General features: G+C 38.2%; 20 protein-coding genes. 7 read left to right on the forward strand and 13 right to left on the reverse strand.

Annotated features, from left to right (window positions below):
* Nucleotides 1-91 precede the first annotated feature (91 nt).
* Together H9N25_RS09125 and H9N25_RS09130 are read right to left on the reverse strand one after the other, a co-directional pair.
* Nucleotides 92-376: a hypothetical protein gene (locus H9N25_RS09125; RefSeq protein ID WP_190328671.1), complete on the reverse strand. Its 285-nt coding sequence runs from the start codon at nt 374-376 to the stop codon at nt 92-94.
* 354 nt (nt 377-730) lie between these two features.
* Nucleotides 731-2,467: a phospho-sugar mutase gene (locus tag H9N25_RS09130; protein WP_190328672.1), complete on the reverse strand. Its 1,737-nt coding sequence runs from the start codon at nt 2,465-2,467 to the stop codon at nt 731-733.
* Between the two features lie 262 nt (nt 2,468-2,729).
* Between H9N25_RS09130 and H9N25_RS09135 the strand changes: the two genes are divergently transcribed.
* Entirely contained in the window at nt 2,730-4,043 is a 1,314-nt protein-coding gene (locus H9N25_RS09135; RefSeq protein WP_190328673.1) for an aspartate kinase, read from the forward strand.
* Here the strand turns inward: H9N25_RS09135 and H9N25_RS09140 are convergent.
* Nucleotides 4,032-4,196: a hypothetical protein gene (locus tag H9N25_RS09140; protein WP_190328674.1), complete on the reverse strand. Its 165-nt coding sequence runs from the start codon at nt 4,194-4,196 to the stop codon at nt 4,032-4,034. The genes H9N25_RS09135 and H9N25_RS09140 overlap by 12 nt on opposite strands.
* Before the next feature lie 165 nt (nt 4,197-4,361).
* On the opposite strand from H9N25_RS09140, the gene lysA reads away from it, so the two are divergent.
* Nucleotides 4,362-5,528, forward strand: a complete 1,167-nt coding sequence (gene lysA, locus H9N25_RS09145) for a diaminopimelate decarboxylase (protein ID WP_167294406.1) — start codon at nt 4,362-4,364, stop codon at nt 5,526-5,528.
* A gap of 181 nt (nt 5,529-5,709) precedes the next feature.
* On the opposite strand, the gene H9N25_RS09150 is transcribed toward lysA, so the two are convergent.
* The 5 genes from H9N25_RS09150 to H9N25_RS09170 all read right to left on the reverse strand — a co-directional run bounded on the left by H9N25_RS09150 (nt 5,710) and on the right by H9N25_RS09170 (nt 11,563).
* A complete protein-coding gene (locus tag H9N25_RS09150) occupies nt 5,710-6,405 on the reverse strand; it encodes an ABC transporter ATP-binding protein (RefSeq protein WP_190328675.1) in 696 nt (231 codons plus the stop codon).
* Nucleotides 6,406-6,417: 12 nt separating this feature from the next.
* The gene (locus tag H9N25_RS09155; protein WP_190328676.1) at nt 6,418-8,163 is read right to left on the reverse strand and encodes a TonB-dependent siderophore receptor; all 1,746 of its coding nucleotides are present in this window, start codon (nt 8,161-8,163) and stop codon (nt 6,418-6,420) included.
* Nucleotides 8,164-8,240: 77 nt separating this feature from the next.
* Entirely contained in the window at nt 8,241-8,672 is a 432-nt protein-coding gene (locus H9N25_RS09160) for a TonB-dependent receptor plug domain-containing protein (protein ID WP_190328677.1), read from the reverse strand.
* Nucleotides 8,673-8,706: 34 nt separating this feature from the next.
* Nucleotides 8,707-10,131, reverse strand: coding sequence for an ABC transporter permease subunit (locus H9N25_RS09165; RefSeq protein ID WP_190328678.1), 1,425 nt, complete (start codon nt 10,129-10,131; stop codon nt 8,707-8,709).
* Nucleotides 10,118-11,563 (reverse strand): ABC transporter permease subunit, encoded by a 1,446-nt coding sequence (locus H9N25_RS09170; RefSeq protein WP_190328679.1) that lies wholly within the window; start codon nt 11,561-11,563, stop codon nt 10,118-10,120. Before H9N25_RS09170 ends, H9N25_RS09165 begins: the two co-directional genes overlap by 14 nt.
* Nucleotides 11,564-11,652: 89 nt before the next feature.
* Between H9N25_RS09170 and H9N25_RS09175 the strand changes: the two genes are divergently transcribed.
* The 4 genes from H9N25_RS09175 to H9N25_RS09190 all read left to right on the forward strand — a co-directional run bounded on the left by H9N25_RS09175 (nt 11,653) and on the right by H9N25_RS09190 (nt 19,253).
* Nucleotides 11,653-13,854: a peptidase domain-containing ABC transporter gene (locus H9N25_RS09175; protein ID WP_190328680.1), complete on the forward strand. Its 2,202-nt coding sequence runs from the start codon at nt 11,653-11,655 to the stop codon at nt 13,852-13,854.
* A 12-nt stretch (nt 13,855-13,866) separates the two neighbouring features.
* Nucleotides 13,867-16,509 carry a lantibiotic dehydratase gene (locus H9N25_RS09180; RefSeq protein WP_190328681.1) on the forward strand — a complete coding sequence of 881 codons (2,643 nt, stop codon included), beginning with the start codon at nt 13,867-13,869 and terminating at the stop codon, nt 16,507-16,509.
* 7 nt (nt 16,510-16,516) lie between these two features.
* On the forward strand, nt 16,517-17,224 hold the full coding sequence (locus H9N25_RS09185; protein ID WP_190328682.1) for a thiopeptide-type bacteriocin biosynthesis protein: 708 nt from the start codon (nt 16,517-16,519) through the stop codon (nt 17,222-17,224).
* Nucleotides 17,225-17,351: 127 nt separating this feature from the next.
* A complete protein-coding gene (locus H9N25_RS09190; RefSeq protein WP_190328683.1) occupies nt 17,352-19,253 on the forward strand; it encodes a lanthionine synthetase LanC family protein in 1,902 nt (633 codons plus the stop codon).
* A 72-nt stretch (nt 19,254-19,325) separates the two neighbouring features.
* Here H9N25_RS09190 and H9N25_RS09195 read toward each other — a convergent pair whose 3' ends face one another.
* From H9N25_RS09195 to H9N25_RS09215, 5 genes are all read right to left on the reverse strand, one after another.
* Complete coding sequence (locus H9N25_RS09195) at nt 19,326-19,517, reverse strand: pinensin family lanthipeptide (protein WP_025143525.1); 192 nt, start codon at nt 19,515-19,517, stop codon at nt 19,326-19,328.
* Nucleotides 19,518-19,748: 231 nt separating this feature from the next.
* Nucleotides 19,749-19,964, reverse strand: a complete 216-nt coding sequence (locus tag H9N25_RS09200; protein WP_190328684.1) for a hypothetical protein — start codon at nt 19,962-19,964, stop codon at nt 19,749-19,751.
* Between the two features lie 42 nt (nt 19,965-20,006).
* The gene (locus H9N25_RS09205; RefSeq protein WP_190328685.1) at nt 20,007-20,819 is read right to left on the reverse strand and encodes a hypothetical protein; all 813 of its coding nucleotides are present in this window, start codon (nt 20,817-20,819) and stop codon (nt 20,007-20,009) included.
* A 15-nt stretch (nt 20,820-20,834) separates the two neighbouring features.
* The gene (locus H9N25_RS09210) at nt 20,835-21,197 is read right to left on the reverse strand and encodes an SRPBCC domain-containing protein (protein WP_190329132.1); all 363 of its coding nucleotides are present in this window, start codon (nt 21,195-21,197) and stop codon (nt 20,835-20,837) included.
* Between the two features lie 87 nt (nt 21,198-21,284).
* Nucleotides 21,285-22,475, reverse strand: coding sequence for an acyl-CoA dehydrogenase family protein (locus H9N25_RS09215; protein WP_167294418.1), 1,191 nt, complete (start codon nt 22,473-22,475; stop codon nt 21,285-21,287).
* A gap of 112 nt (nt 22,476-22,587) precedes the next feature.
* On the opposite strand from H9N25_RS09215, the gene folB reads away from it, so the two are divergent.
* Nucleotides 22,588-22,956, forward strand: a complete 369-nt coding sequence (folB, locus tag H9N25_RS09220) for a dihydroneopterin aldolase (protein ID WP_190328686.1) — start codon at nt 22,588-22,590, stop codon at nt 22,954-22,956.
* Nucleotide 22,957 lies beyond the last annotated feature (1 nt).

Consider the following 22,957-nt stretch of genomic DNA (forward strand, 5'->3'; position numbering starts at 1 on the left):
GTCATGCAGAATTCAATTCGGCATCTTATAACTAAAAATGTGATAGACCCTGAAATAAATCCAAGGTGACGATCCAGAAAAAGGAATTTACTTAAACCGCTTTCGGTGGATGAAAAATAGAGATGGAAAGATCTTTAACCGGTTTTTCGATGTAAAGGTTTTCTGAAGTAATAATAAAATAAGGAAGATGGTGATTTACTGCTATTGTCTGAAACCTTGGTTCAGCCTCTGCAACTCTTTTCAGATTTTCCTGAGCCTGTTTATTTTTACCTTCAAGCTCTTTTAGCTTCTTGGCCAGGAAACACTGTCCATCACAATGCAATTCGGGATGTTCTTTATTGATACAAAATACGCTGGTAATGTATTCTTTGTTCATTTTATAACCAGAATAAATCACGAGCTGCATGAAACCGTTGCTAACGGTGCATGTAATGATTAGATATATTAAGATTTTTTTGAACATGGGTATTGCGCTGCAAAAGTATTAAAGAAATTGATTGCGGCAAAGAAAAAATAAGAAAGACGCAGTACTTTTTGATACTAACGACTTATTTTGAAATTGCTATGCCTAAAACGGCTTACAAATTGCATATTTCAATCCAGTTACGTCATGCTAGTTGCTGCGCTTCAGTAGAGATGATGACACTAATAAATACTGAATAAACAAAAAACACAGATGAATGATCTTCATCTGTGTTTATCCTTTTTATCTATGGTTAAAACTTTCTGATCAGGCCTGTAAATCAGCCATTACCGCTTTGATTTTATCATCAAGCTGTGCATTAACAGATTCGAAATCTTTTCTATCGGCTAAAGGTGCATTTACACTACAATAGAATTTGATTTTTGGCTCTGTGCCGCTTGGGCGTGCAGAAACAATACTGCCATCTTCTGTAATAAACTGTAAAACATCAGAAGTCGGATAGTCCAGTTTACTTACTTTTCCGGTTGCTAAATCTGTTTCCTGGCCTAGTTCGTAATCTTTCAACACCGAAACTTTCGAACCGCCTAATGTTGCAGGTGGATTTTCTCTAAATTTAACCATCATGGCTTTAATTTCTTCAGCTCCTGATTTACCTTTTTTGGTTAACGAAACTAAATCTTCTTTGTAAAGGCCATATTCTACATACATATCTAACAATGCATTGTATAAACTTGCACCCTTATCTTTATAATAAGCAGTCATTTCAGAAATAAAAGCTGCAGAAACCACCGCATCTTTATCGCGTACCAAATCGCCAATCAGATAACCGTAGCTCTCTTCGCCGCCACCAATAAAGTATTTTTTACCTTCCAGTTCAGTCATTAACTGACCGATGTATTTAAATCCTGTTAAGGTATTATAATAGGTAACATCTTTTTTCTTTGCGATTTCTTCGATCAGATTAGAAGTTACAATCGTTTTAACAATAAACTGATTACCATCTAATTTACCACGCTCTTCCCAGGCAGATAAAAGATAATTGATCAATAAACTTCCGGTCTGGTTACCATTAAGTAATACCCATTCGCCATTATTATCTTTTACGGCAATTCCAACGCGGTCGGCATCAGGGTCTGTTGCTAAAACTAAATCGGCATCAATTTCTTTTGCCTTGTTCATGGCCAGGGTTAACGCATCTTTTTCTTCTGGATTTGGATATACTACAGTTGGGAAATTTCCATCCGGTGTGCTTTGTTCTTCAACTAGAGTTACATTGGTAAAACCAAATTGGGCTAAAGCTTTAGGCACCAAAGTAATTCCTGTTCCGTGGATAGGAGAATATACGATTTTTAGATCATGTTGCCTTTTAATAGCATCCGGAGAGATCGAAAGTGCTGTAATACCATCTAAATAAAGTTTATCTACATCTTCACCAATCAGTTCGATATTCTCATCTACACGGTCGAATTTCACTTCATCAATACTTTTGATCTTATTCACTTCATCAATTACCAATTTATCATCAGGAGAAGTAAACTGGCCACCATCAGCACCGTATGCTTTATAACCGTTATATTCTTTAGGGTTATGCGAGGCGGTTAACATTACACCACTTTTGCAACCAAAATGACGTACAGCAAAAGAAAGTTCAGGTGTTGGTCTTAATGAAGAGAAGAAATATACGTGTATGCCATTTGCGGAGAAAACGTCAGCTGTAATTTTCGCAAAATAATCAGAGTTGTTGCGACTATCGTGTGCAATGGCAACTTTAATTTTTTCGTTCGGGTATTTATTGTTTAAATAGTTGGCTAATCCCTGTGTGGCCGTTCCAATCGTGTATTTGTTTATACGGTTAGAACCCGCCCCCATAATGCCACGTAAACCGCCTGTTCCAAACTCTAAACTTCTATAAAATGCATCTGTTAATTCTGTAGTTGCGTCTTTGTCTACAAGGGCCTGAATTTCTGCCTTGGTATTTTCATCATAATTCCCACTTAACCACTGATTGATTGTGTCTTGTGTTGATTGGTCAATTGCCTGCATTGAGATTTTTTTTTAATTTAATATCTGGTGTTGAACAAATTTTAATGAATGATGTTTGGTTGAAATGTATTTATTTCAACTCATCCAAATTTTATTTTGTTGAGGGTGTTGCTTTTAAGCTGCTTTTGTTTAATTTCACGCCCCGATACAATAATAAAGAAAATCCAGTATTAATGTGAGGTGATTGTAACTTTTTTAAAATAGTTGCAGAAACAACTAGGTTACTGTTGCTTGATCATGGATAAAAACAATTTATAAACAGATGAAAATATTAAAATTTGGGGGTACTTCTGTAGGTAGTCCCGAGCGCATGACGAAGTTGTTGGATATCATTAATCCAAATGAAGAGCAGATTGTAGTTTTATCAGCAGTGTCTGGTACTACAAATAGTTTAGTAGAAATTGCAAATTATTTTTTAGCTGGAGATAAGAAGAAGGGAAGCGAGTGTGTAGAAAACCTATATCAAAAATATAAAGCTTTTGTTATTGAATTATTACCTGCTGCCGAATTTCAGGAGCAGGGAAATGAAGTGATTGATTATCACTTTGGTTTCCTGGCAGGTTTAGCGAATGATATTTTTACTTCAATTGAAGAGAAAGTAGTATTGGCGCAGGGTGAGTTATTATCTACAACACTATACCATATTTATTTAAAATCAATCGGTGTACCATCGGTGTTGCTTCCGGCTTTAAATTTTATGAAAACGGATGAAGATAACGAACCAGATATTCCTTTTACCACGAAACATTTAACGCCGCTTTTGGAGCAGCATAAAGACAATAAACTATTTATTACACAAGGTTATATTTGCCGTAACAGTTTTGGCGAAGTAGATAACCTGCGCCGTGGAGGAAGCGATTATACCGCATCTTTATTGGGTGCTGCAATTCTGGCTGAAGAAGTTCAGATCTGGACAGATATCGATGGAATGCACAACAACGATCCACGTATTGTAAAAGGAACCAAGCCGATTGCTCAGTTATCTTTTGATGAAGCAGCTGAGTTGGCATATTTTGGTGCAAAGATTTTACACCCTCAATCTGTTTTCCCTGCACAGAAATACAAAATTCCTGTTCGTTTATTAAATACGATGGAGCCCTCTGCAGCAGGTACTTTAATTACCCATAATAGTGAAAAAGGTAAAATTAAATCAATAGCTGCTAAAGATGGTATTACGGCAATCCGTATCCAATCGAGCCGTATGTTGTTAGCCTATGGTTTCTTACGTAGGGTTTTCGAGGTTTTTGAGCGTTACAAAACGCCAATTGATATGATTACCACTTCGGAGGTGGCTGTATCGTTAACAATAGATGAAACAGCACATTTGCCACAAATCATTGAGGAACTGGAGAGTTTCGGAACAGTAGAAGTAGATACCGATCACAGTATTGTGTGCGTAGTAGGCGACTTCGGTTCGGAAAAACATGGTTTCGCCAGCAGGGTTTTAGAAGGTTTAAAACACATTCCCATCCGCATGATTTCTTACGGAGGTAGTAATTATAACGTTTCGCTTTTAATCCTAAGCGAGTATAAAACGGAGGCTTTAAGAAGCTTGCACAATAGATTATTCGAATAGGAGAAAAAAGGCGCCGATAATGACCAGCAACCCGATAAGGAAGTGAATAACCAGGAAGCTTGATGGCAATAATCCGTTTTTGTATTTTTTGTAGGAGTTATACAATCCTGCAGAAAGAATGAGGACGATAAATATGGCGGCTGCTATCTTCATTTTTTGATAAATAATAAGAACAATACAATGAGGAGTAATACGATAAAAAATCGAATTTTTCCATTGTATTGTTTCTGGGTAATTCTTCCATGCTTTAAATCCAGGTAGTTACCCAAATAAATTAGCCCAAAGAATAAAATTAAAATTATAATAAGGAATTTGAACATGTTCGCCGATAAAGATATATCAAAGTTTAACAATATTGAAACGCCTTTTTACTACTATGATACCGATCTGTTGCAAAAAACCTTGCACACCTGTGCAGATGCCGCAGCTCCATATCAATTTCATATCCACTATGCACTAAAAGCGAATTTCAATACTGTACTGTTAAACCAGATCAGAGAAATTGGTTTTGGTGCAGATTGCGTGAGTGCCGGTGAGGTAAGAAGAGCAGTTGAAATTGGCTTTGATCACAAAAAAATTGTATTTGCCGGAGTTGGTAAATCTGATAAAGAAATTAATGAGGCATTAGATCTGGATATTTTCTGTTTTAACGTAGAATCCATCCAGGAATTAGCGGTATTAAATGAACTTGCTGGTAAAAAAGGTAAAACCGCTCAGGTGGCTATCCGTATCAATCCGAATGTTGATGCGCATACCCACCACAACATTACCACTGGTTTAGACGAAAATAAATTCGGGATCAATTCATGGGATTTACCAGAATGTGCCGAAACTTTAAAAGCTTCACCAAATCTTAAATTTATCGGCATTCATTTTCATATCGGTTCGCAGATTACCAATTTGGATGTTTATAAAAACCTTTGCGTTCGTGTAAATGAATTTGCTGCATGGTTTGAAGATAAAGGCTTTAAACTTAAGGTATTGAATGTAGGAGGTGGTTTAGGTATCGATTATTACAATCCTGATCATCAAATTCCTGATTTTGGATCTTACTTTAAAATTTTCAATGAATTCTTAACAGTTAAACCTGGTCAGGAGGTACATTTTGAATTGGGTAGGGCTTTGGTCGGTCAATCAGCATCGCTAATTACAAGAGTCCTGTATGTAAAAAACGGTAAGAAGAAAAATTTTGTGGTACTGGATGCAGGGATGACCGAATTGATGCGTCCGGCATTGTATCAAGCGTATCACAAGATCGAGAATCTTAGTAAGCAGTTTCCAGTTGACAGTTCGCAGATTGTTAAATACGATATTGTAGGGCCGATCTGTGAGAGTACAGATTGTTTTGGCAAAGAGGTTGAGCAACCAGAATCTTTCAGGGGCGATATTTTCGCTATCCGGAGTGCTGGTGCTTATGGAGAAGTGATGGCTTCTAAATATAACTTAAGAGATGCAATAAGATCGGTTTATAATTATGAGATATAGTTTTTTCAGTTTTTGTTATCCTGAATTCAATGAAGGATCTTTAACCAAAAAATACCTGCTAATCTAATTAACGAAACCTTTTTTCGTCATTCCGGAATATGAAACTGGTAAATCAGCACCCTGAACTAAATTCAGGATGACGACCAGAACGATATCCTGGAATGACGATTTTTTCTTTCAATCAAATCGTCTCCAAATACAGTTTCTGAAGATCAACTGCCGAAATATCCTTGGCATCCAAAGTATACACCAGCGTTCCCTGTCGCATAATTCCAATCCTGCTCCCTACATTTACCGCGTTAAAAAGGTCATGTGTGGCCATAAAAACACTCCGGCCATCCTGCGAAAGCTGTCTTACAATTTCACTAAACTCATTGGTAGCTTTAGGATCGAGACCACTTGTTGGTTCGTCCATCAAAATAACTTTGGCATTTTTAGCTACTGCAATGGCTATACCTACCTTTTGTCGCATGCCCTTACTGTAATTGCCTAGCCTTTTATGAAAAGCATCCGGCTGAAGACCGGCTTGAAGCAAAAATGCTTCAAGCTCATTTATTTTATAAGTATAACCAGCAATGCGGCTAAAAAAATCAAGATTTTCAATGCTACTCAGGTGACCATAAAGCATTACCACTTCGGGAATGTAGGCTAAAAACTGTTTGGTTTGCTCATTGTTGGGGCTAACCAATATATCGTTTACCCTGGCTTCGCCACTACTGGCTGCTGTAAAGCCAAGAAAAAGATTGATGGTAGTGGTTTTACCCGCACCGTTCTGTCCAAGCAAACAAAATACTTCTCCAGCCTCCACCTTTAAATTCAGGTTATTTAAGGCAACGTGGTCCTGGTATTTTTTGGTTAATCCAATGGCTTCTAACATATAAAGAAAAAATTAAAATTTTACACCCAAAGAAAGCCTGATGGTAAAAGGCTCGCCTTCTATAAAGAAATAATTATTGCCCGGATAAGGGAAATCAGTAGTAATATCGCCCGAAGCCATATAACGTTTGTTGGTTAAATTATCGGCAATAAGTCTGAACATATATTTAGGATTGCTAAAACTCAATCCTGCATCAAATTTGGTGTAATTGGGTAAGTAGGTATCGCGCTGACTAATAGCCGAAAGTTTGGTAATGGTGGTTTGGCCTGCGCTGATTGAAATTTTGTTATAACCTTTTAAAGGAATACTATATTGCAACCAGGTATTAAACACCTGTTGAGGAACATCGGGCATTTTTTGTCCTACAATTGAAGGATCGTCGGCTGTTGGATTTAGGTTATTATCTTTGGTAATTTTGGCATCTACATAAGTATAATTGGTAATCAGCGACAGGCAATCAGTAATATTTCCGATTACATCAACTTCAAAACCATTGCTCACTACTTCGCCCAATTGAAGATAATAGGCTATTGCCCCTGCAGAGGCGGTGTAATTCCTGAAATCTCTTGCCGCTACATTTCTTTTTACTGTATGAAAACCATTTACTGTCGTCAACAAACGGCCATTAAACCAGTTCTTTTTGAGGCCAATTTCAAGGTTGGTGCCTAATTCGGGTTCAATAGGCTTTGATGCTGTAACAGTTTTTTGTCCGGCCTGCGGACCATTGATGGTTTCGGTAACTACCTGACCTGTCTTAGGCACAAAGGATTGGTCAAATAGAAAATAAACGGAAGATGTAGAGTCAGGCATAAAACTTAATGCTGCACGGGGTGAAAATGCATGTTGTTTATAGTAGTCGGGCACACGCGGACCTTTGGTTGTGGTTAAAATATTGCGGTTGCGATAATCCGTATAACGCGCACCAACAGTCAGTAAAAATTTATCCAGTGTGATATTATCATAAATATAAGCTGCAGAATAGTGAATGTGATTTTCCTGCCTGATTGATCTTTTGGTAATACTCACCATATTCGGATCTACATAAAAATTATGACTATTCCTATCAAATGGAGTAGAAAGGGTACCGTAGTAGGTAGATAAAGAGTCGTTTCCCTTGGTATAATCGCTTCCGATCAGTAAATTATGCTTAAATACACCGGTTTTAAATTTCCCAGATAAAAACAGATTGGTATTATAGGTTTCGCCTAACAGGTTCGAGTTGCTGGCAATGCGGTTGGTTTTACCCTGATCATTAAAACTGATCGATGTTCTGTTATTTGCCGATACCATATACCATTGGTTGGCTGGCGATTTGACAAAATTTGACTGGGAGGTAAGCTGCCAGTTTTCATTGAATTTATGAATGGCGCTAAATCTGAAAGTATGTGTTTGTGAAACACTCAAAGGTAATCCGATACCTGCACTGAAATTTAGGCTGACCGGATCCTGTAATACATCTTTATCCTGACGTAATTTGTTAATTGATGAGCCGTTTTTAACCTCTCCGCGGATGTAATTGTATTCGGCAATCAGGTAAGTGCGGGGGCTGAAATTGTATTGTAGCACAGGTGCAATTACATATTTGGCGGTTTTCATGTAATTCAGGTACGAATCTTGATGCTGAAACGCCGTATTAAAACGGTAGGAAAAGCCTTTGCTTTTTAAAGCACTTCCAATATCTGCAGTGGCGCGCAAAAGATTATAATTACCACCTGTAAGCAGTACATTAAGTAGTTTTTCCTTTGGCGATTTGGTCACAATATTTAAAGTCCCTCCAGGTTCACCTAAAGCACTTATAAAACCTGCCGGACCTTTAATAAACTCAAGATTTTCGATTAATGATTCATCATCCAGTGTTGCCCCAGAACCAGGCGGTTTGGCATACCGTTAATTGTGGTAGCGGCATTAAATCCCCTTACTTTTATTGATGCCGAGTTATCAAAAGGCGAACTGTTATAACCAAAATAAATACCACTGGCATTTCTGGCCATATCTTTTAACTGCAATGCACCCTGTTGCTGTATCAGGGCTGAAGAAATACTGATGATATTCTGTGGCATCTGCAACAGGGGAACCTGCATCCTTAAGGTGTTGGAGAGGGTATCTTTTTTGAGTTTAACAGCTTTCTGACCATCAATACGGACTTCATTAAGCTGACGTGTTTTGATGACAGAATCCTGCGTTGATCTATTCCGTTTTTCGTGCTGTGCAAAAACCTGTTGTACCGAAATAAATAAGAGTAAAATCAGGTAAAGTGTTTTCTTCATTTTTTTGTGTGATTGGGATATATTATTGTTTGAATTATATTTTAACAGTGATTTTCCTGGAAAGAAATATGATGCAGAAACTGATGCCAGAGAGGTATAAAATACCTACAGCAATCTCTGGGTATTTATTTTTTAAAAATTTAAGTTTAAATTGAGGTAGATCCTTTAAATCACTTAATAATAGTTTTTTATCCGAAATAACATAACCAGTCATAAAATCAACCCATGTTTTTTGAAAATCGTTTACCTGTCTTTGATAAGAGAGATAATCGTTAAGACCTGTGCCAGCTATTCCGTTCAGTAAGTATTGTGTTTTAATTGCCGGGTTAAACCAGCTTAAACATAGATTGGCTTCGTTCTGTGCAGCAGGATATTGATTGTAGTTTTCAATAGCCTGTGTCATACGCCTGCCCAAAAGATCGTAATAAGCTGCAAAGCGTTTATTACTGGTCTCGCTTGTATCTGCTGCTTCCCTTAAAGGGCTGTATTTAGGATTGTTCAGGTAAAAAGTATCGATCAGTAATTTATGCGGCATGGCCCAAATGGCTTCACTGTTTTCTCTCAAAGCCACTGCAGCTCCGGTTTTTAAAGGAATGGGGTAGTACAAGCGTACAACTGTATTACATAAAGCTGGCAATAAGATCAACAGGGCGCACCACAGGCCCAAAAGATAGAGGGCATTATGCACAGAACTTTTTCCCAGCCTCAATATAAAAAAGGTAATAGCAAACCAGAAAAAAAGATAAGCACTGGTGCTCAACAGCCAAAATAGAGCTGCGCTAAGATCAAATGGAATAAGTGTGGCTGAACTGATAAATCCGATGATACTCAATAGCCAAACCATTAAACCAACCAGGAGGAAGCGAAAAACAAGTTTGTAACTGATAATCTTTCTTAAATAAATTCCCTGTAATGAAAGTAATTTATCGGTTTGTTGCTCTTTCTCTTTAGACCAGGTATTGTAGCTTAATGCAATAGCCAGTATCGGTAGCAGGAAAATAATCACATAAGCCAGATCAAAATTACCCGACGCTAACATTTCTGGATTTGAGATTTCGGCATTCGAGCCCTGCATAAAATTGCGTCGGCGGGTAATCACATCGTAATAAGGTTGCAGATCGCTTTGTCCAATTGATAAAATGCTTATTAATTGAGGCTTACACACAGCAATTAAAGGGTTTTTATACTCAATTACTGAAGGAATGCCAGCCTGGTTAAACAGAATTTTACCTTCCGCAGTAGTAGTATCTGCCGAAAAAGCGGCCTCTATTTCTTTATATTTTTTTTGATATCCGCTTTCCAGGCTATCTATAGCTGCTAACTGCTTTTCAGTAAAATGATAACCATAGTAAATGCTATAAATTCCGGTCAGGAAGAAAAAACCGATCAGTAACAAGATAAATTTTTGCCTGGCAAGCAGTCTGAATTCAAATAAAAAGATGGTTTTAAGCAGCTGCATAATGATAGGCTAAATAACGTGAAGCAATAAATTGGAGAAATAATACAAGCATCAAAATCCAGCCGGCCAGCGATAAAAAAGCTACCTTTCTTAAGTTTAATACCTGGTTAAGCTCAGGCAGTTGATATTTAAAATCTTTAAGCCTGCTAAAGTATTCCGGCCCAACAATGTATTCGCCCTTAACACCCTTACCGTGCATAGCCAGTTGCATGTTCAGCCGCCTGATGAGCGCGTTTCGGTAAGTTTGGGCCTGTTTAAAGAATTGTTGGTGATGATAAAAATCTGATCCTGCCAAAGCCATCGATAAACGTTTTGTGGACAGAAAAGGATCGAAAATTCCGGAGATAGTTAAAAAATGCTGCTGTTGATCAAAGCTCTTTTCAACCGATTTAAAATAATGGTTAAAAACCATGCTTCGGTAATCTTCATTAAACTGAAGTGTTAAACCATTTATATTAAAAGGTAATGCCGCAACGCTATCTGCCTGATATTTTTTTAATAAGCTATTGATATAGCGCTCGCCGCGTGCTGCATAAGGATCGTTTCCGGTTAAACCTTTTCTATAACCTTGTTCAACCAGGTCGCTAAAAGTTGCGCGCGACATTAATGGATAACTTCGGTTTGCAATACCTGTAATTATTTTGGGAAAGATGATCCCGGTAAAAATCCATAGGCATAAAGCCATTAACAATGCCTTGCCAGAGTGGCTGCTGATGGCTGAAATGAGGGTACCAGCCAATGAGATGATGAGGAAATACAATGAAAAAGTAATCAGGATCCATCCCAATCTGGGCAATAATAGGGCAGAATCGGTTGAAGATAAAACTGCTCCAGCCATGAATATAAAAACAGGTAACACAATCGCTGCAATGAGCAGGTAATTAGCCCAAACTTTCGCCCAGATAATCTTCCGGCTACTCAGGCCCTGGGCTAACAGCATTTTAAGCGTTCCGCTTTCCTTTTCATTGGTAATGCTGGTAGAGGTATTGAACAGTAAAAATAGAGGGATTAGTAATTGTAGAATAAGTGCGAAGGTGAGTTTTCCGAAACGCATGGCTGTATCATTATTCACCGCTTCGTCATCGCTGATTTCGTGCTGTATATGAGCTTCAACCCGGTAGGTACTGCCTGTAAAATCGTTAATGCCAGTATCAAAAGCATTGAGCAGGTTAACAGGCTTAAACAGGTAGGTTCCGAAATGGCCTGCATCATGCGGATTTCGCTTCTGGTGTTCCCATTGTTGCCTGAAAAGTGTATTTGCAGACTGACGTTGCTTATGATCAGTCTGGTAATTTAAAATTGTACATATAGTAGCAGCTATAAACAATATCCATATTATAATAGTCGAAATCATAATCGTCTTATTCCGATAATTCAGCAATAATTCTTTTTTGATCAGCATTAACCAAGTGGCAAAATCCTTTTTATGCATCTGAAATTTTATGATTCATTAATGCATCAAAGTTGCATTATATTTTACATATTTGCAACTGTATTGCATTTACAAATTTTCTTTGCACCATGTTTAAAGATTTTATCCGTAGAAATAAGTACCCGTTTTATAAGCAGCCCGATGCAATGGATTGTGGCCCTGTATGTTTGAAAATGGTCGCAGCTTATTACGGCAAAAATCTTTCGATGCAATATTTAAGGAAGCTGTGCCAGATCGGTAAACAGGGAACAAACCTGCTCAATCTGATCGATGCCGCTGACAATATGGGTTTTAAAACCCTTGCTGCAGAACTACCTTTCGATAAATTGAAAAACGTTCCGTTGCCATGTATACTGCATTGGCAGAAAGAACATTATGTTGTGCTTTATGAAGTAAATGATCAATATATTTATCTGGCCGATCCTGCTTTAAACAGTAAGGTTAAACTTCGCATTGACGATTTTCTTGCTGGCTGGGCAATCAGTGCAGAAAATAAAACTGGAAGAGCTTTGCTGCTGCAGCCCGACCGTACTTTTGATGATTTAAAGGAAGACCCCGAGCATAAAACTTCGCTATGGTCATTGCTGCCTTACCTCAAAATGCACCGCAAAAACTGGTTACCGATACTGGTGAGTTTAATATTGGCCAGCGGCTTTTCGCTTACTATACCGTTGCTTACTCAAATGGTGGTTGATAAAGGCATCAGTGCCAAAAACACCAACCTGCTTTTGTTGATATGTTTAGGTCAGTTAATGCTCTTTTCGGGTCGGATGCTGATGGATTTTATGCGTGCCAGGATATTGTTCCGCATTGGTGCCAAAACAAGCATCATTATGCTAAAAGATTTTTTAGCCAAATTGATGAAACTGCCTTTTTCTTTCTTTGATAACCGACAGGCGGGTGATAATATGCAAAGGGTAAATGATAATCAGCGTATAGAAGAGTTCTTAACTAATTTTCTGATCAATTTTATCCTTTCGGCTATTACTTTATTGGTACTTGGTGGGGTATTATTTTATTATAACTGGCAGATATGCCTGCTTTTCACTATAGGGGCAGGGATCAGCATCTTGTGGTCCAACTCTTTTCAGCAGAAACGTAAAATCATCGATCAAAAGAAATTTAAGGTCCTTTCTTCCAATCAGCAATTGCTTTTGGAGATTTTTTATGCCATGCAGGAAATCAAACTCACCGGCAGCGAAGAAGATAAAAAAGACCTTTGGGAAAACCTTCAGGATCAGTCGTTTGACTTAAAACTTGAAGCGCTTCAGCTCGATCAGCGCATGCAAGGGGTGGGGTCTTTTATCAATGAGGTAAAAAACGTATTGATCACTTATGCTGCAGCTATGCTGGTAATCAATGATCAGATTACACTGGGTGGCATGCTTGCCGTTACTTATGTATGCGGTCAGCTTAATGCGCCCGTAAATCAGTTGGTCGAATTTTCGAGGGTATCTCAAAACACCAAATTCAGTTTGATGCGAATGGAGGAAGTTCAGCAGGAAGAGGAAGAAGACCTCGAACTAAAAGAAGAATTGAAAAGCCCTAGTCCAGTTGATATTTCATTGAAAAAGGTCTCTTTTCAGTACGGCAGCAGGCATTCTCCTTTTGTTTTGAAAAATATCGACCTCTTAATTCCTGCCCGGAAAATTACAGCGATTGTGGGCATGAGCGGTAGTGGTAAAACAACACTCATTAAGCTCTTATTGAAATTTTATGGCTTAACCGGAGGCGAAATAAACCTGGGCAAGCAAAATATAGCTCAAGTGAATGCGAAATCGTGGCGAAAACACTGTGGGGTAGTTATGCAGGATGGTTACGTATTTATGGATTCTATCGCCAATAACATTTTTGCAGGAGCGGTTACAAAAGATTACGAAAGACTTTATGAAGCTGCTAAAATGGCCAATATGCACGATTTTTTCTCTTCCATGCCATTTGGTTACGATACTGTGGTTGGCAGGGATGGTTATGGGCTTAGCGAAGGACAGAAGCAACGTCTGTTAATTGCCAGGATGATTTACCGTAATCCTGATTATGTATTTCTGGATGAAGCCACAAACGCACTTGATGCACAGAATGAGCGATCGATCGTAAATAACCTGAATACTTTTTTTAAAGGCAAAACGGTACTGATTGTAGCACACAGGCTAAGTACCGTTAAACATGCCGATCAGATTATAGTGCTGCATCAGGGCGAAGTCCAGGAACAGGGCACCCATGAAAGTTTGCTTCTTAAAAAAGGAAGCTATTATAACCTGATCAAAAACCAACTCGAACTGGGCAAATAAATACCTATTAATATGAGCTTACAGATTTTTCCTTATTCATTGGTGCGTTATGCCGGATTGCACCATCAACTTTTTGACAATTTGAAGTTTAATGATACTGAAAAATTGCTAAAATCTTTAGGAGCGCTCATTAATGAAAAAGAGCAGCTAAAAAACTGCTTTTGTGATGCTTTATATCCGATCATCACTGAGCAGCAAGATGATAAAGTAAGACAACTGTTAATTAACATTAAAAGACAGATATTCAATGATAAAAAGATAAATAATGGACATATCCTTCACTTGCCGCAGACGGTAATAAATAATCTGCAAAGCTACCTGGATAAAGCTGAAGAGTTGGCTTTTTTTTTGGAAGAAAAGGCATTAAAATTCGAAGAAGAGCAGGATTTGAACCGGAAATGGCTGCAGCAAATGGCACTCAATCCAGAACTTCAGAACGGGCTTTTGCTTTCCAGTCCGCTGCTTTACGAACAGCTAAAAAATTTTGTAAAAAAAGACAGCCGTAGCTTTAAACAAAAGGAGCAGCGTATCCTGTTCAGTTTGCTAAGGTACCTCAGCAGGATGGCTTTTAAAACCTCGCCGTTTAGCAGTTTCACCTATACAGGATTAATGACTTTAGATCAGTCGGGTACATCTGAAAACCCGGGAGCTGTTGCGCAGGTTAATAGCCGGTTAAAATTAAACAACTCCATATTCGAGTATCTTAAAGCCATTATCAAAAAGCATCCCTTATTAAATGAGCATTTGTTTGTTAAATTAAACTTAACTGCAGAAATAAAGGAAGATAAAATCTGTTTTCTGAGTAATTTCAACAACATCGAATCTTTTCAGCAGATCAACGCAAATTCCTTACAATTAATTGTTTACCAACATCTTGATGGTTATCACAAACCTGTTACCCTGAAAAATCTAATCGATCAATGTGCGATTTATTTGGAAAATCCCAGCCACGAAAGTATAAAGATCTACCTGATCAAGCTGGTTGAAAGCGGTATGCTCGAAATGAATCCCGGATTTTCCGGGATGGATGAGCATTGGGACGATAAGCTATTGCTTTTTCTTAAGAACTTAAAAAGAGAAGAACCCTCGGTTTTAGCGATCATTGCGCTTTTTGAACGTCTGAAAGATTATAGAAGAGTATACCAAGGCACTGGTCTTTTTGAGCGGTATAATATTCTCCAACAAGCCGAGAAGCAGCTGAATGCAGTTTTTGCCGATCTGCAGCAGGAAGCTGGCCTTCCTTTGTATAGCGCTGCATCAGATGGGAAATTGATGGCTGAAACTCCCGAAATAACTGCTTTTTCAATGCATCAATTTGTGCCTTATTATTTTTCGGCCAGGCATATTTTTTACGAAGATTGTTTTACTTCGGAGAGTTTAGTGCTTCCAGGTCAACCTGTTGAAGATTTTGTATCGAAAACCGATGAACTGATCAGTTATTTGCTTCCGCTCGATGTAATGAGGAATGAACGGGAAAAAATGATCGGTTTCTTTCTGAAGCAATACTCAAATGATGAAGCCGTAGCCCTAACTACTTTTTACAAAGACTATTATCTCTACGTTAAAAAGCCAGAAAAAGAGCATAAAACGGAAGAAGGACTTGATTTTTCAGCACTCAGGCGTTGGAAAGAGGCTATTATGGCAAAAATTGATCAATTAGATCATGCTAACGAAAATCTGATCAGGTTTAACGCTGATTTTTTTGCTGATCTGCCAAAAAGCCAAAATTTGGCTCAAAAATCATCGCTGGGTATGTTTGTTCAGTTTTCGGACAACGAAGATGGTTTTTCGGGTGTTATCAATGCGCTTTTACCCGGCATGGGCAAAGTAAGCGGCAGGTTTTTGTCATTGTTTGATCCAGAGGTTACCCTAAGTTTTGTTCAGTACAACGAAAAGCTTTTTCCCGATCAGATGAAGCTAGAGCTTAACGATGCTTCAACATTCAATGCCAATATTCACCCGCCTCTATTGGCGCACGAACTCGAGCTTCCCGGAGGAAATAATATATACCCCTTAGCTCAACGGTTTAATATCCGCGACTTAAAAGTCAGATATAATAAGGAAAGAAAGGCGCTTAGCTTACATTCTGCCGATTTGGAATTATTTAGCTACGATTTAAGCCTGGAGTCTTTTTATAATCGGTCTAACCTTTACCAGCTACTTGCACATTTCAATCCCGATGCCCGCGTATCATTACAACCTTTCATCCAACTAGTCGACCGGTTTTATCTTGATAAATACCCGGTTCCAGCACCGGATATATTTGTTCTGCCAAGAATTGTTTATGCAGAAAATGTGGTGATCAGGCGAAAAACGTGGCGGATAAAAACCGAAATCATCCCGCTTCAGGGACTTGCCGAAGCAGATTTCACTTACTTTATCAGACTAAATAATTGGCTTGACCGCAATAAAATACCCAAAGAGATTTTTATTTTTTTACGAAAACGTGCCTATCAGGCAAAACCAGAAGGAAAACGGGAAGGACTGCATGATGATTATAAACCGCAATATCTTTCTTTTACCCATCCTTTGCTAGTTGGTATGTTCAAAAAACTGCTTTTAAGGGCAGGAGAATACATCACCTTAGAAGAGGTTTTTCCCAAACCTGATCAGAATACGGTGCGCGAATACCTCATTCAATGGTACAATAACTGATCGGCTTATGGAAGAGCATAAAGAAAAGTGGTTTTCATTATATATTTTTTATCATGAAAATGCTGACAGGCTTTTGATAGAACTTATCCATCCTTTTATCCGGCAATGGCGCAGGCCCTGGTTTTTTATCCGTTATTGGGAGAGAGGGAATCATATCCGTTTGAGGTTAAAAGCGGCAGAAAACGAACATAGTGCTATTATTAAAGCATTAAGCCCGGGTAATGCAGCTATTAAAACTATTCAGACAGCCAGATATGAACCCGAAATAGACAGGTACGGAAATTACGAAAGTATAGTCTGGGCAGAACAATATTTTGAATGTTCTTCTCATTATGTATTGAATTGGATCGTAAAAAGAGAGGCAAATCAGTCGATCATTACCCAGGCTATAAAGCTGCATCTATCATTACTTCACACTTTAAAGTGGGATGAAGAAACTTTAATGGCCGTATGTAATTTCTTTTTAGATGGCTGGTTACCAAAATTATACAACTCAACCGATCCGAGGGAAGAACAGCGGACATTTTGGTTAAGCCAGTTTGAAAAAGTTTTTGTTCCGCTGAAAAATCAAACGCTCCAGGCAGGCAAGCAGTTTTGGCAGCAACTTAACCAGGATATTGTGGATGATGATTTAATGGAATATTTATCAAAAACGACTAAAGTGATATGTTCGTACCAAAAGATTGATTTTGAAAAAACAAGATGTTTCAGGTGATATCGAGTTTTATGCACATGAACAATAACCGCTTAGGTACTTCAAATTATGAGGAGGCTTATATCATGTATGTTATTACAGTATGCCTCCGGTTTATACATGAAAATTCAATCCAGCAATCCTCAGAATGTTTACTGTAGAAGAAATCAAAAGACTGAAAGATCAGCTATATGAAATTTATGGTGAATTAATTTCCAGTTTAAAAGAAAATAAGCAGGAAATCTGGTGGCAAACGCCGTTTTACATCAATCCGGATGAGTATGAATTCAGGGAAAGTTACGACCTTTTTAACGGTAACTGTGGTATTATCCTATTCTTTTTGGAATTATACCAGTTCGATGGAAACAGTGATCATTTAAGGATAGTGGACAAAGGGATGCACCGAATCTTAAATGCCAATGCCGTACAGCATCCAAAGTTTTTCGCACTTTATACCGGATTAGGTGGTGTGATTTATACCTGTTTAAAGGTTTTTGAGGTTGCGGGCAATACTTTTTACAAAGAAAAAGCGCTTGAACTCACTTTGGCCCATAAAGAGGAATTAACAGCAGGTTTATCGAAAGCAGATCTTCTAAGCGGCTATAGTGGTAATTTATTGATGTTGACCTTACTTTACCATCATACTGGTGATAATGAGGTATTAAATATGATTAGTTTATTGATTGAAAGGCTGATTACAGAAGCGCGGATATCAGAACAGGGTTTAAAATGGGATTATTCCAGTTCAAAAAAAGCTTATGATAGCATGACTGGCTTTTCGCATGGTGCAGCTGGTATTGCCTTGGTTTTAATGCAGGTTGGTCAATATTTTAAAGCCAGCGGTTTGAACTATCTTGCAGATGAAGCCCTAAAATATGAGATGCAATATTATTACAGCCCAGCGAAAAACTGGTTGGATCTGCGTCTTGGGCCGCACCGCTTAAATAAGGCCGATGTACATGAGTGGAAACTGCAAACCTTTTTAGCTGAAATGACCGATGTAAATGCCTGGGCCCATGGTGCGGCCGGAGTTGGCATTACAAGGCAAATGGCATTGCAGCTTACCAAACAGAAACAGTACCGATTAAGCTGCAGCAATGCGCTGCAACGGTGTTTGGATGATTTAGAAAAGTTAGACCGCACAGATTTTACTTTGGTGAGCGGTTACTGTGGTATGATTCCGCTTCTACTAAACCATAAGATGAAAGCCCAAATTGTTCTGATCTTGGATAAAGCCAAAATGCTTTACCAAAAAACAAATAGTTATAATACCTACGTTTCATGCGGATGTGACGATTACGGATTACTCTCCGGAAAATCTGGTATTGGTTATATCATCCTGAATGTTTTGAATAATAAAACTACCAACAGCATACTAACACCAGAATTGCCTAAAAATTATGGAAAATCTATTTTTGAAGATAACTATACCGAAAAACAGGTTAAAAAATCAGTTTTTTCAAAATACTATACCAGAACATTGGAGGAATTAAAAGCTGTTGATTCAACAATTTTTGATGTTAAAGATATCAATGAGTTTAAAATGAAACTGGAATTGCTGGTGTTGGCATCCAGTAATACAAGAATTCAAAAAATATTCGATTTGGAAGGCAAGCTGGTTGACTTGTGGAAACAGCACAAAGGCTATTTCAGTTTCGAACAGAAATACAGGTATTTGTATAAAATGGCCAACGAAAGCCTTTCTATAACCGATCAGGCTTTGATGGCCAAATCTTTCGGCTTAAGCGGGCATATAGAACTTTATCACCACCACGATGATTTGAATGATCCAAATGTTCTTTTATTGATCAGTGAAGGGAGTGGAATAAAGGAGTTAAGCGTGGGTGTGTTTGCCGCGATGATTATAAATACAATTTCTAAGAAAAGATTAACAGGAGTAGAGCTTGTAAAGTCGATTCAAGCTCTTCTTTTTGAAGAGAATCCAACTAAAAAGTCTTTGACTGGGTTAGAAAACAAAGTAGTTAAACAGATCCGGTTGTTGATTAAGGTCGGCTTTGTAATGGTTCATTGGGTAGATAAAACCGGTTAATTACGCTAAGCACCATATACTTAACCAAACAAGGCGCCCTAAAGCGCCTTGAGATGAAAACACCTTTATCAATTAACAGATAACAGTAGTACACTTAACAGGAGGGGTGTGGTGATCATCTGTTTGTTCAGTGTGGGTAGGCTCTGAAAGGTTACCCAAACCGCCTGATAAACGCATGGCCACTTCGCTATCAATACTGGTTACAAAACTCTCTAATTGAAGGTCTTCTAAGCTTAAAGTGATTTTTTCTGATTGATTTTTCATAAAATAATTGATTTAATATTGATGCCTACTGGTGGTTACGGGGTTTCGGCTTATCCCCGGTTGCAACAGCACTAAGTTAGTTAATTGCAACTATGTTGCAAAATAAAGATCTATATTTATGCAACTATGTTGCATAAATATTTCAACACAGATGTAATAATCTGTAAATCAATAATTTAAAATCATACGAAAAGAGATGAAAACTCAGGTAATTGCTGAATTGAATGGATGTTATTTCCTGTTTTTGGAAGCCACAAACACAATTACCCCGGCTATCAAAATAATCCCGCCTGCATATGGTGGCCAATTAACTGACTTTTCTCTGTCAGCAGATATTTGAATAGGACCAGCATCAACTAATTTTTCTTTTTTAGTATAGGTAAAACCTGTCCAGATGAGCATAGCAATGCCCACAACGATCAATATAAGTCCCAATGTTCTGTTCATAATATTTTATTTATATCAGAACAGTACCTGATCCATTATGTTTTATTGAAATGAATAACCAACGCTTATTTTTTGTGCATAATTAACATTATCAGCCATTTCGAGCGAAAGAGAAAAATGTTTGATATACAAGAAGTAGCTAAAAACCCAACCCATCGAATTTTTACCCCTAATCAGATCATTTGTTTTAGTACCAGATCTAAAACTATTTGCAAAGTTAGGAGTTCCACCAATAAAAAGTCTAAAAGCATGCCTGATATCATGATTATCCCTTACTCTCCAGATAACCTCTGTAGATAGTCCTGTGGTCCAAAGCACCTTCCTGTTTGTAACGGCTACATAATCAGGAATGCGGTTGCTATAAACCTGCTGTCTGAATTTGGTGTATGCTCCACCTTCAAAGCTTAGCGCATTTTCAAAGTTGATGTATCTAAAATCTGTATTTCCATTAGCTGAGGTATTGTGAAGGCCAGTAGAGAATCTTAAACCAATACCACTGATCGATTTTTTAAAGGGTGGGAGGTAATTTTTTGAGTCTTCTGTATTGCTATCCTGATCTCCACCCGAAGCCTTTCCCGCATAACCGAAAATTCCATAAGAAATATTTGCTTTCTTAAAGGTATGCGACTGACTTATATTTGCCATTCCCAATTCGAAACCAGTACCGGCGCTCGGTGAAGCAGAACCGGCATAACTTGCTGACAAATTTGTTAAAGTTTTAACACTATCTGCACCCATTGCCTTTGGTATATATCCCATATTGTTCCCCAAAATAGCCGGAGTAAGGAAAGATGTGCAGGAAGTAAATGCGGTAAGGAAAAGTAAAGAAGAAAGAGCGGTAATTTTAATTTTCATTTTTTTGATGTTGCTTTATTCGTCGAAAAAATCTACCAGCCCACCTATATAATACTCCTGAATCCCTTCGGTAAAATCCTCATAATCTTCGTCAGGGATATTGGTCTGTCTAAATTCCAGTGAAGTTCCTTTTTTATCTTCGTGCAGTTTGATGGTTACAATAGAAGGCTCATTTTCTTCACCAAAAAACCATTGCTGTACAATCTGTTTACCATAAGTAAATTCGATGTTTTTACCGGTGATATCACCATCCCAGAAAGAAAACTCTGTTCCCGGCACTTCTTCAAACTCTACTTCGGCACCCGTCCATAATTTTATGCTGATATCTTTGGTAAGCGCTAAATAAACTTCTTCTGGTGGGCAGGTATGTAGGTGTATTTTTTAAAGTCCATAAATATTTTTTGATATAAAACACAAAGCTAAGAATGTAATATGAAAATAGGGTTGATAAAATTAAGACCAGGTTTATTTAAATGCATTTAACCCGGTTACATCCATTCCTGTAATCAGTAAATGTATATCGTGTGTGCCTTCGTAGGTAACCACCGATTCGAGGTTCATCATGTGTCGCATAATCGAGTATTCGCCGGTAATCCCCATTCCGCCAAGCATTTGGCGTGCGTTTCGGGCAATATCGAGGGCAATTTCTACACTGTTTCTTTTTGCCATCGATATTTGTTCTGCAGAAGCTCTGTTTTCACTTTTCAGTACGCCCAAGCGCCAAACCAAAAGCTGGCCTTTAGTAATTTCGGTCACCATTTCTGCCAATTTCTTTTGCTGTAACTGAAAACCGCCAATAGGTTTCCCAAATTGAATACGCTCTTTTGAATAACGCAAAGCGGTATCATAACAGTCCATTGCTGCACCCAATGCGCCCCAGGCAATACCATAACGGGCCTGATTTAAGCAGCCCAATGGACCTTTTAATCCGCTTATTTCAGGAAAAACATTCTCTTTTGGCACTTTTACATTATCAAAAACAAGTTCGCCTGTAGCTGAAGCACGCAAACTCCATTTGTTGTGTGTTTCAGGAGTCGAAAATCCTTCCATTCCACGTTCAACTACCATTCCCCTGATTTTGCCCGATTCATCTTTTGCCCAAACTACTGCAATATCTGCAAATGGTGCATTACTGATCCACATTTTTGCACCATTTAGAATATAATGGCTTCCAGCATCTTTAATATTGGTTACCATGCCACCCGGATTGGAGCCATGATCTGGTTCTGTTAAACCGAAACAGCCCATCATTTCGCCACTGGCCAATTTTGGCAGGTATTTTTTACGCTGTTCTTCGGTTCCATAAGCATAAATTGGGTACATCACCAACGAACCCTGAACAGATGCAGTGGAGCGGATGCCTGAATCGCCACGTTCTATTTCCTGCATCAAAATCCCATAAGCCGTATAATCCAAGCCTGCACCACCGTACTCAACCGGAATGGTTGGGCCGAAAGCACCAATATCGGCCAGGCCTTTTATTAAATGCTTTGGAAATTCTGCTTTTTGTGCATAATCTTCAATAATCGGACTCACTTCTTTTTTTACCCAATCTCTGGCTGTAGCACGGATTAATTTGTGCTCATCGGTTAACAATTCATCCAATAAATAATAGTCTGGCGCCTCGTACAGGTCTTTTTTTACTGATTTGCTCATGTAATTCGTGTTATCTGGTTAAGAAATCGCGTTAATTTCAAAGGTAACAATTTACGGCAAGGGGCATTATATTCATGAATAAAAAATTAATTTTGCAGCATACAAAATATACATGAGCCATTTCAAACAAACCGTAGCGTTAAAAGATGTAAAATGCTTTGCCTTACATGGATATTACCCAGAAGAGCAACTTATTGGAAATCATTTTGTTGTAGATCTCGAAACAGAGTTTACGCCGCAAGGTTTTGATGATGAAATAGGTCAGACCGTTAATTACGAAGACCTGAATGCTATCATTCTCGAAGAAATGAAACACACACAAAAGCTTTTGGAAACTGTTTTGAAGAATATCATTTCTAAAGTCATTAAATTATATCCTTTTGTTGAAACTGTACAGGTGAGTATGAAGAAATTAAACCCACCAATGCCGGGCCAGATTGGACATTCCTTTGTTAAACTTACTTACACATCAGCCAATTAAA

It is taken from the genome of Pedobacter riviphilus, from assembly GCF_014692875.1.
GTDB classification, from domain to species: Bacteria; Bacteroidota; Bacteroidia; order Sphingobacteriales; family Sphingobacteriaceae; genus Pedobacter; species Pedobacter riviphilus.

Bases quoted from the DNA above. Each gene is read 5' to 3' on its own strand.
- H9N25_RS09125 (WP_190328671.1), bottom strand. From the start codon at position 376: ATGAACAAAGAATACATTACCAGCGTATTTTGTATCAATAAAGAACAT.
- H9N25_RS09130 (WP_190328672.1), bottom strand. From the start codon at position 2,467: ATGCAGGCAATTGACCAATCAACACAAGACACAATCAATCAGTGGTTA.
- H9N25_RS09135 (WP_190328673.1), top strand. From the start codon at position 2,730: ATGAAAATATTAAAATTTGGGGGTACTTCTGTAGGTAGTCCCGAGCGC.
- H9N25_RS09140 (WP_190328674.1), bottom strand. From the start codon at position 4,196: ATGAAGATAGCAGCCGCCATATTTATCGTCCTCATTCTTTCTGCAGGA.
- lysA (WP_167294406.1), top strand. From the start codon at position 4,362: ATGTTCGCCGATAAAGATATATCAAAGTTTAACAATATTGAAACGCCT.
- H9N25_RS09150 (WP_190328675.1), bottom strand. From the start codon at position 6,405: ATGTTAGAAGCCATTGGATTAACCAAAAAATACCAGGACCACGTTGCC.
- H9N25_RS09160 (WP_190328677.1), bottom strand. From the start codon at position 8,672: ATGAAGAAAACACTTTACCTGATTTTACTCTTATTTATTTCGGTACAA.
- H9N25_RS09165 (WP_190328678.1), bottom strand. From the start codon at position 10,131: ATGCAGCTGCTTAAAACCATCTTTTTATTTGAATTCAGACTGCTTGCC.
- H9N25_RS09170 (WP_190328679.1), bottom strand. From the start codon at position 11,563: ATGCATAAAAAGGATTTTGCCACTTGGTTAATGCTGATCAAAAAAGAA.
- H9N25_RS09175 (WP_190328680.1), top strand. From the start codon at position 11,653: ATGTTTAAAGATTTTATCCGTAGAAATAAGTACCCGTTTTATAAGCAG.
- H9N25_RS09180 (WP_190328681.1), top strand. From the start codon at position 13,867: ATGAGCTTACAGATTTTTCCTTATTCATTGGTGCGTTATGCCGGATTG.
- H9N25_RS09185 (WP_190328682.1), top strand. From the start codon at position 16,517: ATGGAAGAGCATAAAGAAAAGTGGTTTTCATTATATATTTTTTATCAT.
- H9N25_RS09190 (WP_190328683.1), top strand. From the start codon at position 17,352: ATGTTTACTGTAGAAGAAATCAAAAGACTGAAAGATCAGCTATATGAA.
- H9N25_RS09195 (WP_025143525.1), bottom strand. From the start codon at position 19,517: ATGAAAAATCAATCAGAAAAAATCACTTTAAGCTTAGAAGACCTTCAA.
- H9N25_RS09200 (WP_190328684.1), bottom strand. From the start codon at position 19,964: ATGAACAGAACATTGGGACTTATATTGATCGTTGTGGGCATTGCTATG.
- H9N25_RS09205 (WP_190328685.1), bottom strand. From the start codon at position 20,819: ATGAAAATTAAAATTACCGCTCTTTCTTCTTTACTTTTCCTTACCGCA.
- H9N25_RS09215 (WP_167294418.1), bottom strand. From the start codon at position 22,475: ATGAGCAAATCAGTAAAAAAAGACCTGTACGAGGCGCCAGACTATTAT.
- folB (WP_190328686.1), top strand. From the start codon at position 22,588: ATGAGCCATTTCAAACAAACCGTAGCGTTAAAAGATGTAAAATGCTTT.